The organism is Syntrophothermus lipocalidus DSM 12680, assembly GCF_000092405.1.
GTDB lineage: Bacteria > Bacillota > Syntrophomonadia > Syntrophomonadales > Syntrophothermaceae > Syntrophothermus > Syntrophothermus lipocalidus.
In genome coordinates this window covers 2,284,522-2,296,280 of sequence record NC_014220.1, presented here as the reverse complement: position 1 = coordinate 2,296,280, position 11,759 = coordinate 2,284,522, and the positions used below count along the sequence as shown (strand labels likewise).

Below are 11,759 nucleotides of genomic sequence, written 5' to 3'. Positions count from 1 at the left end.
AAGTCAAGGGAGGTTTATATGAAGAGCCTGGCAGACAAGATAGAGGAGTATATAAAAGTACTTATTGAAAGAAGTGAAAGCAAGACTCTGGAGTTGCAGAGGACTGAGTTGGCAGAGACTTTTAACTGCGTGCCTTCACAGATTACTTACGTACTGGCTACCCGGTTTACCCCTGAGGAAGGATTTGTAATAGAAAGCAGAAGGGGAGGGAAAGGGTATGTGAGGATTAGGCGAATCAAAGGTTCTGGTTTGGTGAAAAAAATTAGGTATTCACAGGCCGAGGCCTGTGACTGGGTTGACGCTTTGATCCAGCAAGGGTTGTTAAACGGGAGAGAGGCGCGTCTGATTGGGGCTTTAATAGATAACCAGGTTTTGGGGCAACTAGGAGAACAGGCTGACGTGATTCGGGCCAGGATGTTAGAAGCCATAATACAATGGCTGCGAAGCGAAAACTAGGGCCAAGAGAGGGCCAAGGGGGTGTGCGGTTTGTATTGTGAAGAATGCAAGATGAAACCCGCTACGGTTCACATAACTCAGATTCACGACGGGCAGAAAACCGAGATGCATCTATGCGAGGAGTGTGCTGCTCAGAAAGGTACCCATGTATTGAAGTTTGATAATTATTTCTCTTTGCCCAAGCTGCTGGGCAGCATATTCGGACAGGAAGTTCCTGTGATGGGAGAAATAGCTCCTACTCCCAGGACACGGGTCCAAAATTGTCCCAAGTGCGGCATGAGTTTTCAGCAAATCGGACAAATAGGTCGCTTGGGGTGCAGCGAATGCTACACGACTTTTGAACAAGAAATTGAACCGGTCTTGCGCCGGATTCACGGTAACACTAAGCACGCAGGGAAAGTTCCCCGGCGAGCTGGAGGGAAGTTCGAATTGAAGCAAATGATAGAGGACTTGAAGAAACAACTTCAGGCAGCCATAAAACGGGAACAATACGAAAAGGCCGCCGAATTGCGAGACAAGATAAAGGAATTGGAGAAAAAGACCGGAGAGGAGAGGGGGTAGAGTAGCGTGGGCATAACCGACATCCTTAATCGCACCTACGTGAGTTGGATGGATGCTGCTGGCCCCGAGTCGGATATAGTCATAAGCACAAGAGTAAGGCTGGCAAGGAACTTGAATCAATTACCTTTTCCGCATTTGACGGACGAGGCTACGGGAAAACAGTTGATGCAAAAAATCCGTGCAGCTCTACCTGAGAATGAGGAAGGTATTTTTCGGGGGCTGGAACTGGTGTCTTTGAGCCAGCTCTCTCCCCTGGACCGTACTATTTTGGTGGAAAAGCATCTGATTAGCCCTGAACATGCCGAAAGCAATTCGCCTTATCGCGGCGTAGCTGTCAACTATGACGGTTCCGTGGCCATAATGGTAAACGAAGAAGATCACTTGCGTATTCAGTGTCTGTTGTCTGGTCTGCAGGTAAACCAGGCATACAAGTATGCCCAGACGGTTGATGACAAGCTCGAGGAAAGTCTAGACTACGCTTTTGATTCGAGACGTGGATACCTGACTGCTTGCCCGACTAATGTTGGAACCGGCATGAGAACGTCAGTCATGCTTCATTTACCAGCAACCGCCATGACCAATCAGATCAACTCTCTGATTCAAAACGTAACCCAATTCGGGTTGACAGTAAGGGGCATGTACGGGGAGGGGACTGAGGCTACCGGCAGGTTTTACCAGGTATCAAACCAGGTTACGCTCGGGCAGACCGAGGAGGATATAATCAACAACCTTTGGACGGTGGTCATACAGATTGTTGAACAGGAGAGATACTTGAGAAATGGACTGCTTAAAGAAATGAAGTTCCAACTTGAAGACCGCATACTCAGGTCCTATGGTTTACTGACTAATGCCAGGATGATAACTTCGAACGAAGCTCTGGGTTTACTGTCAGACGTGCGCATGGGGATGGATCTGGGTATTATAACATGGGTCAATCGCCAGGTTTTGAACGAGCTGATAGTCGCGATTAAGCCTGCTCACCTGCAAAAGGCGGCAGGGAAAGAAATGGATCCAGTAGAGCGAGACCTGAAAAGAGCTGAAATAATTAAGGAAAAGCTGACTGGGAAAAAACAATAAAAACCAAAGGGGGGTTTTTAAATGTTGAGAAGATTTACGCAAAGAGCACAGCGAGCTATAATACACGCTCAAGAAGAAGCCAGGAATCTTGGGCATCCGGCTGTTGGGACTGAACACATTTTGTTGGGGTTGATTCGAGAGGGCGAAGGTGTTGGGGCCAAAGCTATTCTGGCTCTCGGCGTTGACCTAGAGACAGTGAGGAACGAGTTGAAAAAGGTGTTGGGAGACGTGGGCGAGAGGAAAGAGTCCGCAACCAGCACAGACCTTCCGATCACGCCCAGGGCCAAAAAAGTGCTTAACCTAGCCTTTGAAGAGGCGAGGTTACAAGGGGTCAACTATGTGGGGACCGAACACCTTTTACTAGCCCTGCTGCGCGAGGAGCAGTCCGTAGCAGCCCAGGTGTTGAACTCCTTGGGCATACGGCCTGATGCGGTGCGTGAGCAAGTTATGCTGCTTTTAGGAGCAGAAGGGTTTCAAGCCAATTATCAAGAACCCGGCACGGGCGAAATGAAGAACCAATCTCAAGGGCCTGGGGTTGCTGGTCGTCGGGGCAGAGGCAGGGGCAAGACTCCGGTTTTGGATACTTTTAGCCGGGATCTGACCCAACTGGCCCGGGAACACAAACTCGATCCGGTCATCGGTCGAGAAAAAGAGATAGACAGGGTGACTCAGGTTTTGTCCAGACGCACCAAGAATAACCCGGTCTTGATAGGAGACCCTGGGGTAGGGAAAACAGCGATCGTCGAAGGGCTGGCCCAAAGAATAGTTGAAAACAAAGTGCCGGAGGTTCTTTCCGACAAGCGGGTGGTGGTGTTGGACCTATCTACCATGGTTGCTGGCACCAAATACCGGGGAGAATTCGAAGACAGGTTGACCAAAGTCGTTAATGAAATAAGGAATGCAGGGGATATCATCGTATTCATAGACGAGTTGCACACCATAGTCGGGGCTGGAGCGGCCGAAGGAGCCATTGATGCAGCTAACATTTTAAAGCCGGCTTTGGCTAGAGGAGAATTTCAATGCATTGGGGCCACCACCATAGACGAATACAGAAAACACGTAGAAAAGGACGCTGCTTTAGAGAGACGTTTCCAGCCGATCATGGTGGATGAGCCTACTGTCGAAGAGACAATCGAGATATTGAGAGGATTACGGGATCGCTACGAAGCTCACCACGGAGTCAAGATAACCGACGAAGCTATTGAGGCCGCGGCTAGGTTATCAGCCCGTTATATAACGGATCGTTTCTTGCCGGACAAAGCCATCGACCTCATCGACGAGGCTGCTTCCAAAGTTAGGCTTAGAAACTACGTTTTGCCGGACGAGCTGAAAGAAATGGAGGCCCGTCTTGAAGAGATAGAGAAGGAAAAAGAAGAAGCGATCATGGCTCAGGAGTATGAGAAAGCTGCAGGATTAAGAGACGAAGAGCAGAGAGTCAAAGAAGAAATCGAAAAACAAAGGAAAGAATGGATGAGCCGCCGTGATCGGGATAGCGGTGTCGTGACCCCTGATGAGATTGCACACGTAGTCTCCAGTTGGACTGGAATTCCGGTGGTTCAGATGGCAGAGGAAGAAAGCGAACGTTTGGTCAAGCTGGAAGAGATTTTGCACCAGCGGGTGATAGGCCAAGATGAAGCGGTAAAAGCCGTAGCTCAGGCAGTCAGAAGAGCCAGGGCTGGACTTAAGGACCCCAAACGGCCGATAGGTTCTTTTATCTTCTTGGGGCCGACTGGAGTAGGTAAGACCGAACTGGCCCGGGCTTTGGCGGAAGCGCTTTTTGGGAGTGAAGAAGCCCTCATCCGGCTTGATATGTCCGAGTACATGGAGAAGCACGCTGTAGCCAGGATGATCGGTTCGCCGCCGGGTTACGTGGGATACGACGAGGGCGGGCAGCTCACAGAAAAGGTCAGGAGAAAGCCTTATTCAGTCATTCTCCTAGACGAGATTGAAAAAGCTCACCCCGACGTCTACAATATTCTTTTGCAGGTATTGGAAGATGGTCGTTTGACTGATGGCAAGGGTAGGACTGTGGATTTCCGCAACACTGTGGTTATCATGACTTCCAATGTAGGGGCGGATACTATTCGCAAGGCGCGGAACTTGGGGTTTGGCAGGCAGGACGCTGATGAACAGGATCATGAAAAGATGAAAGAAAAGATTATGGAGAAATTAAAGGCAACTTTCCGGCCTGAATTCCTGAACCGCATAGATGAAGTCATCGTTTTCCACAGCTTGAATGACACCGAACTAGGCCAGATATTCGAGTTGCTGATTCGGGATCTGCGCAAACGCTTAGAAGACCAGGGATTCAGGCTGCAGGTTACGGATGATGCCAAAAAGTTTATCATCAAGCAAGGCCATGATCCGGTCTTTGGTGCTCGGCCGTTGAAGAGGGCTATTCAAAAGAACGTAGAAAACCTGCTTTCGGAAGAGATTCTTAAAAGAACGGTAGAACCAGGGGACACGATTCTCATCGATGTTGAAAACGATGAAATAAAAGTAAGAAAAGCTTAGCCTACGCAAATGAAGGGCCGGGGTCTCTGAGAAACCCCGGCCTTTTACCTTAAGGCACAAAGCCGCCTACTCCTCGTGAAAAAGAAATTAGAAAACATTAGATTACCTTCTTTTATCATACTATAATTTTTACAGGACTGCTCAAAGGTGAGACAATGGGAAAGAATAAAGTAAAATACGTTTGTAATGAATGTGGACACGTTGCGGCCAAATGGCTAGGAAGATGTCCCGGATGTGGGGCCTGGAACACCCTGTCCGAAGAGATTATAACCAGCGTAACCCAGCGTTCCAAACCTAACCAACGGGCAACGCCTCTTTCGTCTATCACCGGAGAAGAATCTAGTCGGTTTAGTTCTGGTTTGCAAGAGTTGGATCGGGTTTTGGGTGGAGGCATAGTTCCTGGTTCGTTGGTTCTGATCGGCGGAGACCCTGGAATAGGGAAATCTACCCTTCTCTTGCAAGCAGCGGGACATATTGCCGCGCGAGGTGGGCGGGTTCTGTATCTTTCCGGGGAAGAATCCGGCTATCAAATTCGGATGCGGGCTTTGCGTTTAGGTATCGACAGCGAGTCCATTTACCTTTTGAATGAGCAGAACCTGGATTTGCTGCCCGAGTACTTGGAGGAAACGAAGCCGACCGTAGTAATTGTAGATTCTATTCAGACTGTATTTACGGGGGAAGTGCCTTCTATTCCGGGATCGGTCGGTCAGTTGCGAGAGTGTGCGGCCCGCATACTGAACCTGGCCAAAACTTCGGGGGTAGCTTTTTTCCTGGTAGGTCATGTTACCAAAGAAGGTTTGTTGGCTGGTCCAAAGATACTAGAACATCTGGTCGACACGGTGGTTTATTTCGAAGGCGGCAAAGAACAAGTATTTAGAATCTTGCGAGCAGTGAAGAACCGGTTTGGCTCCACCGATGAGGTAGGGCTGTTGGAGATGTCGGGAGGCGGAATAATAGAGGTTCCTGATGCGTCTAGGGTTTTTCTTGATGGGCGTGATAACAGCGTAAGTGGTTCCACGGTGGTTGCGGCTTTTGAAGGTACAAGGCCGTTGTTAGTGGAAGTACAGGCCCTGGTAGCTCCCTCCGGTCATAGTTATCCTCGCCGGATGGTGTCTGGGTTTGATCAGAACCGGCTGGCTCTAATTGTGGCTGTGTTGGAAAAGAGGTGTGGCTTGGCTTTATCTTCCTGTGACGTATACGTTAAAGTGACGGGAGGGGTTTTCCTCCGTGACCCGTCTGCTGACCTGGGAATGGCAGCCGCCATAGCTTCAAGTTTTGCCGAGGTTCCCGTTCCTAAAGATATGGTGTTCATTGGGGAGGTTGGACTTTCTGGTCAGATTCGAACTGTTCCGGCATTGGAGTCTCGACTAAGAGAGGCGGCGAAGCTCGGCTTTACTACTGCTGTGGTTCCGTCCAACGGCCTGAGAGGAAACAGCGGTTTGGATAGCATCAAAGTAGTTTGCATACATAGTGTCAAAGAGGTGCTGGAGGTTATGGGTGAGTGGGGGTATGGGCGGTGAGGCCTGAGAGCGTAATTGGAACTGGGTTACAAAAGGCACTACAGATGGTTGCTCCGGGGACTGCTCTCAGAGTGGGCCTGGAAAACGTGGTTAAGGCCAAGACAGGAGCGTTGATCGTTGTTGGAGATACTCCCGAGATAATGAACCTGGTTAACGGCGGGTTTAGGCTCGACTGCGAGTATTCACCTGCCAACCTGTACGAGCTGGCTAAAATGGACGGGGCTATTATTATGAACGCGGATGCTACGCGCATCCTGGTGGCTAACGCCCAGTTGGTGCCAGATATTAGTATTACTTCCATAGAAACGGGTATCCGCCATCGGACCGCCGAACGCGTGGCCAAGCAGACGGGAGAGCTTGTTATTGCCATATCCCAGCGGCGAGGGATGATAACGTTATACAAAGGCAATTTTATTTACGTGCTACGGGATATAGGGACTATTCTGGCAAAAGCGAATCAGGCTTTGCAGACCTTGGAGAAATACCGTAACGTTTTGGAGAAGGATCTTATCCGGCTGGGCGGGACTGAATTCGAGGATATGGCCACGGTCAACGACATCTGTCGGGTTCTGCGCAGATGCATTATGGTACTTAAAGTTGGCCAGGAGATTGAGAACTATATCATCGAATTGGGAGTAGAAGGACGGCTGGTCAAGATGCAGCTAGACGAGCTACTGACCAGTGTCGAGGAAGAAGCTATTTCAATAGTCAAGGACTACTCTCGGGGACAGGATCGGGGGGCTTCTGAGATTCTGGGTGCGTTATTGCGGTCTTTTGAGGAAGACGTGTCCGATTATTTGGCCATAGCGAAAGCCTTGGGGTTTGGGAGTGCGGCCAGCGTCTTAGAGCAACACGTATCACCCCGCGGCTACCGAATTCTGCAAAAACTACCTAGAATACCGTCTCAGGTCATCGATAACCTGGTAGCTACGTTTGGAAGTTTTTCGAACATCATTCGTGCTTCTATAGAGGAGCTGGATGACGTGGAAGGCATAGGCGAAGTCAGGGCTCGTTCAATCCGTAACGGTCTCAAGCGGATGCAAGAGCAGCTTATTTTGGAATATATGGTATAGAACCTGGTACCAAGGGCAAAGGGTCATAATGGCAAAAAAGGAAGCCGGACTTTCAGTCCGGCTTCCTTTTCGGTTACCTGTGGCAGATCGCGTTCGTTATCAAGTTAGGTTAAAAACTCCTAGGGCTGTAGCTTTCTTATATTCGGCAATAAATATGTCGTGAAGATTGAGTCCTAGCAAATTACAGAGGGCGGCGGTATAAAAGAGGGATTTGCCCAATTCACTGATAACGATATCTTCACATTCAGGGCAAAGGGTTCCACGGAGGTGGCTATCCAAGAATTTTTTCAGGTCCTCCAGGGAGTTGACGTGGTCAGGAAACTGAACTTTCTTAGCATCTATTGAAAGACACCCGCAATCGGTAACTGATTTACAAATAGCCCGATTAATCCGCGCAGAGGATTCGGAAAGTTTAGATAGGACATCGAGGATGCTATGATGACGGATGAGCAATTCGCCTACTACGTTCTGAAACTCATCACACAAAAGATCTTTCACAATCAGGACACCCTCCTTTTGCCGATTTCATGCGGTTTTTTTAATTATAGCCCTGAGCCGGAAGCATTGTCAATTGACGGAATTTAACATGATTTGGCGTCCAAGAAACCCGAGGTGCAGAAAGATGCCAAAGAGTTACGGAAAAATTTTCCTAAAGAGAGTAGGATAATTACCGTAGATGTATAATATTTGAAATATATTACAAGAATACATAAAGGAGGTGAACAATAATGTTGCGCTTCTTTAAGATGATCAGGATTTTGCCTGTAATAGCGCTATTGGCTGGGGTTTGGTTCTTTCAGGTAACCGGGGTATGGCTTGAGCACCTTGGCATTCGAATTGGCAGCGGGGCCTTATTTTCTATCATGGTCTATGTCGGACTTGTCGAGACGTCTTCCCTTTGCAAGAGGACATGGAATAACATAAACCATTTTCTAGAGAACACGGATCCAGAGGTTTTGCTCGGGAGCATCGCAGGGCTTTTGTTTGGGCTCTTGGCGGGTTTTCTCATCGGTTTCCCATTCTCGTCGGTCAGCGGCGTGGGGTTATATGTTATTCTGTGGGCTTTCCTGGTCTGCGGCTACCTGGGTTTTAAGATCGGTAAAAAGCGCGGAGCTGAGATGATCGCGGTATTTTCCAGGGGGCGTAGCGGGCTAACTCAGGCTCACATTTCTGAAGGCAGGAAAAGTGACATCAAGGTTCTGGACACGAGCGCCATCATAGACGGACGCATCTATGACGTTTGTTTAGCCAATTTTATGGATGGACGTTTGGTGGTGCCTTCTTTTGTCTTGCAGGAGTTACGTCACATTGCCGATTCTTCAGATTACATCAGGAGGAATAAAGGCAGACGCGGATTAGAAATCTTGGCTAAGATGCAGAAAAGCCCTAAAATAAATATTGAAATAGTGGAAGGAGATCACATTGATGAAAAAGAAGTTGATAACAAGCTAATCCGCCTCTGCAAGGAACTGAACGCGAGCATCGTTACCAATGATTATAACCTCAACAAAGTAGCAGAATTGCAAGGTATTCGAGTTCTCAATGTCAACGAACTGACCAATGCGGTCAAGGTTATCGTGTTCCCGGGAGAGACTATCAAGGTTCATATAATCAAAGCCGGAAAAGAGGACGGGCAGGGAGTAGGGTATTTAGAGGACGGGACCATGGTGGTAGTGGAAAACGGTGCGGATGACATTGGGAATGAGGTCGAAGTCATGGTGACTAGTGTTTTCCAGACCTCAGCCGGTCGGATGATATTTAGCAAGAAAACCAAAGAGAATCTGGGAGTAAAGACAGCGCACCAGGTGCAGAGGCTACAAGAGGTGAACTTTTTTGGATGAGGTCGTCGGCGTGGTTATTGCGGCCGCCGGCAAAGGCCAAAGAATGAAAACCGATATTAACAAGCAGTTCTTGCTTTTGGCAGGCCAGCCGGTTCTAAAGTATTCGGTCGAGACTTTCTCAGCCTTAAAAGAAGTGAGTCAGGTGGTGGTCGTAGCTCATCCCCAAGAGGTTGAGCATTGTCGAAGGCTCCTGGGAAACGAGCGGGTTCAAGTGGTCGCGGGGGGGAAGGAAAGACAGGATTCGGTTTATCTTGGGCTTCGAACCCTGGCCCAAGACACGAAACTGGTGGCCGTGCACGATGGTGCTCGGCCTCTTTTGTCATCGGCGTTGGTTTTGTCTTTGCTTCACAAGGCAACCGAGTGGGGAGCGGTGATACCAGCGGTGCCAGTCAAAGACACGCTCAAGGAAGTTACCGATGACGGTGTAATTGTGAGTACCCTTGATCGTACCAAAATATGGCAGGCGCAGACTCCTCAGGTGTTTCCTTATCGAAGCCTGGTATATGCCTACGAGCAGGCCGTGGCCGAGGGCTTTTATGCAACAGATGACGCGTCTTTATACGAACGGTACTGCGGGCGGGTAAGGGTAATAACTGGGGACTACCGCAACATCAAAATAACTACACCCGACGACCTGTTGATAGCCGAAGCCCTCATCAGGGCAAGCCGGAGCGATAGTTTAAAGGAGAGAAACAGACAGTGATGAGAATCGGTATAGGTTATGATGCCCACCGCTTGGTTGAGGGTCGATCTCTGGTACTGGGAGGGATCAATATTCCGTTTGACCTAGGGCTTTTGGGCCATTCCGATGCCGACGTTTTGACCCATGCGGTATGTGATGCCTTGTTGGGGGCCGCGGGGCTAGGTGACTTAGGGAAACACTTTCCGGATTCCGATGAGAGATACCGCAACATTCGGAGCCTTTTTTTGCTCGAGCAAATAGGGGAAATGGTGAGAAAAGCTGGCTACGCCGTAGTGAATATAGACGCGGTCATAGTAGCCCAAAGACCCCGCTTAGCTCCGTTTGTTGGCCGAATGGTCGCCAACTTGGCAGAGGTTTTGGAGATCGACCCCGTTCGGGTGAACGTCAAAGCTACCACCACGGAGGGGATGGGATTTGAGGGACGGGGTGAGGGTATGTCGGCCTATGCTGTGGTTTTGCTCAAAAATTTGGAGTAACTTACCATACCCGGACTTCCCGTTGCTAGGCAATCCTAGTAATGCTATAATTGGCGGAGAAAACGAGGAGGGTGCAGGGATGAAAGTGAGAGTAAGATTCGCTCCCAGCCCTACAGGACCGCTTCACATCGGAGGGGCTAGATCAGCCCTGTTTAATTTTCTTTTTGCCAAAAGATACGGGGGAGAATTCATCGTAAGGATTGAGGATACTGACTTGGAACGTTCCTCGCGGGACTATGAAGCGGAGATAATCGAGTCCTTGGAATGGTTGGGAATCACTTGGGATGAAGGGATAAAGGTAGGGGGACCGAACGGGCCTTATCGCCAAACTGAACGGCTGGACATCTACCAAAGATGGGTAGATATCCTGGTGTCCACTGGCTGGGCTTATCCTTGCTTTTGTACGGAGGAGGAGCTGGAGGAAGAAAGGGAGCAGCTGATGAAGCAGGGGGAAACCCCTAGGTATCTTGGACGCTGCCGTAACCTCGACGAAGCAGAGCGGCAGGCCAAGCTGGCTCAGGGATTGCGGCCCACTATCAGGTTCAGGGTTCCTGAACACCGGGTGTTCGTGGTTGAGGATTTGGTCCGGGGGCGGGTAGCGTTCGAAAGTGAAAACATGGGAGATTTCATAATAGTCAAGTCTGACGGGTTGCCAACCTACAACTTCGCCGTCGTTATCGACGATCATCTGATGGGGATAACCCACGTCATACGGGCTGAAGAGCATCTTTCCAATACGCCGCGCCAGCTCATGATCTACGAAGCATTAGGGCTTGAACCGCCGAAGTTTGCTCATATATCGTTGATACTGGGGGACGATCGCCAGAAGATGAGCAAAAGGCATGGGGCAACTTCGGTAATTCAATACAGACAGCAAGGATACCTGCCGGAGGCTCTGGTTAATTTCTTAGCTCTTCTTGGCTGGGCGCCTGAAGGCGAAGAAGAGATAATGTCCCTGGCGGATATAGCCAACAGTTTTTCTCTGGAACGAGTGGCGAAGAATCCCGCAGTCTTTGACGTAGATAAGCTGAACTGGATAAATCAGCAGTACATCAAACGGAAATCGACTGAAGAACTCAAAGAACTGCTATGGCCTTTTATAGAAAGGGCGGGATACCGGGATGAGGTAAAGTCCTTAGGTGATGAGAAATATACCTTGCTGGTTGAAACCATGCGCGATTATTTGGTGTGCTTGTCGGATATCACAGACAAGCTTGACCTTGTCTTTAAGGATGCCGAACCTGACCATGAAGCCGAAAAGGTTCTCCTACAAGAGGGTGTGGTTCAGGTTTTGCGGCTTTGCTCTGAGCGCATCCTGGATCAGGAGGCGAGTCCCCAAGAAATGGACAAGTTTCTGAAAAGCTTGGTCAAGGATGCTGGCGTATCAGCCAAGAAGGTGTATATGCCTTTGCGGGCGGCGCTCACGGGGAAAGTCAAAGGGCCGGAACTGCCTTATTTGATGGCCTTGTGGGGAACGAATGAGGTAAGAAGGCGTTTGGAGCGAGCTGTAAAGAGAACGGAAACCGAAAGCTGACGGA

General features: G+C 49.4%; 11 protein-coding genes. 10 read left to right on the top strand and 1 reads right to left on the bottom strand.

What is annotated here, in order from left to right; translation table 11 throughout:
• Positions 1-18: 18 nt before the first annotated feature.
• The 6 genes from SLIP_RS11275 to disA all read left to right on the top strand — a co-directional run bounded on the left by SLIP_RS11275 (position 19) and on the right by disA (position 7,201).
• Complete coding sequence (locus SLIP_RS11275) at positions 19-456, top strand: CtsR family transcriptional regulator (RefSeq protein ID WP_013176414.1); 438 nt, start codon at positions 19-21, stop codon at positions 454-456.
• 21 nt (positions 457-477) lie between these two features.
• Positions 478-1,017: a UvrB/UvrC motif-containing protein gene (locus SLIP_RS11270; protein WP_013176413.1), complete on the top strand. Its 540-nt coding sequence runs from the start codon at positions 478-480 to the stop codon at positions 1,015-1,017.
• A gap of 6 nt (positions 1,018-1,023) precedes the next feature.
• Positions 1,024-2,094 carry a protein arginine kinase gene (locus tag SLIP_RS11265; protein WP_013176412.1) on the top strand — a complete coding sequence of 357 codons (1,071 nt, stop codon included), beginning with the start codon at positions 1,024-1,026 and terminating at the stop codon, positions 2,092-2,094.
• 21 nt (positions 2,095-2,115) lie between these two features.
• A complete protein-coding gene (locus tag SLIP_RS11260) occupies positions 2,116-4,608 on the top strand; it encodes an ATP-dependent Clp protease ATP-binding subunit (RefSeq protein ID WP_013176411.1) in 2,493 nt (830 codons plus the stop codon).
• Between the two features lie 155 nt (positions 4,609-4,763).
• The gene (gene radA / locus SLIP_RS11255) at positions 4,764-6,128 is read left to right on the top strand and encodes a DNA repair protein RadA (protein ID WP_013176410.1); all 1,365 of its coding nucleotides are present in this window, start codon (positions 4,764-4,766) and stop codon (positions 6,126-6,128) included.
• Positions 6,110-7,201: a DNA integrity scanning diadenylate cyclase DisA gene (gene disA, locus SLIP_RS11250; protein ID WP_013176409.1), complete on the top strand. Its 1,092-nt coding sequence runs from the start codon at positions 6,110-6,112 to the stop codon at positions 7,199-7,201. The genes radA and disA overlap by 19 nt, the downstream gene beginning before the upstream one ends.
• Before the next feature lie 99 nt (positions 7,202-7,300).
• Here disA and SLIP_RS11245 read toward each other — a convergent pair whose 3' ends face one another.
• Positions 7,301-7,699: a nucleoside triphosphate pyrophosphohydrolase family protein gene (locus SLIP_RS11245; RefSeq protein ID WP_013176408.1), complete on the bottom strand. Its 399-nt coding sequence runs from the start codon at positions 7,697-7,699 to the stop codon at positions 7,301-7,303.
• 230 nt (positions 7,700-7,929) lie between these two features.
• On the opposite strand from SLIP_RS11245, the gene SLIP_RS11240 reads away from it, so the two are divergent.
• From SLIP_RS11240 to gltX, 4 genes are all read left to right on the top strand, one after another.
• Complete coding sequence (locus SLIP_RS11240) at positions 7,930-9,042, top strand: PIN/TRAM domain-containing protein (RefSeq protein ID WP_013176407.1); 1,113 nt, start codon at positions 7,930-7,932, stop codon at positions 9,040-9,042.
• Positions 9,035-9,745, top strand: coding sequence for a 2-C-methyl-D-erythritol 4-phosphate cytidylyltransferase (gene ispD, locus SLIP_RS11235; protein ID WP_013176406.1), 711 nt, complete (start codon positions 9,035-9,037; stop codon positions 9,743-9,745). Before SLIP_RS11240 ends, ispD begins: the two co-directional genes overlap by 8 nt.
• Positions 9,745-10,221, top strand: a complete 477-nt coding sequence (ispF, locus tag SLIP_RS11230) for a 2-C-methyl-D-erythritol 2,4-cyclodiphosphate synthase (RefSeq protein ID WP_041433696.1) — start codon at positions 9,745-9,747, stop codon at positions 10,219-10,221. Before ispD ends, ispF begins: the two co-directional genes overlap by 1 nt.
• 79 nt (positions 10,222-10,300) lie before the next feature.
• Positions 10,301-11,755 (top strand): glutamate--tRNA ligase, encoded by a 1,455-nt coding sequence (gltX, locus tag SLIP_RS11225; protein ID WP_013176404.1) that lies wholly within the window; start codon positions 10,301-10,303, stop codon positions 11,753-11,755.
• The last annotated feature ends 4 nt before the right edge of the window (positions 11,756-11,759 follow it).

Bases quoted from the DNA above. Each gene is read 5' to 3' on its own strand.
- radA (WP_013176410.1), top strand. From the start codon at position 4,764: ATGGGAAAGAATAAAGTAAAATACGTTTGTAATGAATGTGGACACGTT.
- ispF (WP_041433696.1), top strand. From the start codon at position 9,745: ATGAGAATCGGTATAGGTTATGATGCCCACCGCTTGGTTGAGGGTCGA.
- gltX (WP_013176404.1), top strand. From the start codon at position 10,301: ATGAAAGTGAGAGTAAGATTCGCTCCCAGCCCTACAGGACCGCTTCAC.
- SLIP_RS11275 (WP_013176414.1), top strand. From the start codon at position 19: ATGAAGAGCCTGGCAGACAAGATAGAGGAGTATATAAAAGTACTTATT.
- SLIP_RS11260 (WP_013176411.1), top strand. From the start codon at position 2,116: ATGTTGAGAAGATTTACGCAAAGAGCACAGCGAGCTATAATACACGCT.
- SLIP_RS11240 (WP_013176407.1), top strand. From the start codon at position 7,930: ATGTTGCGCTTCTTTAAGATGATCAGGATTTTGCCTGTAATAGCGCTA.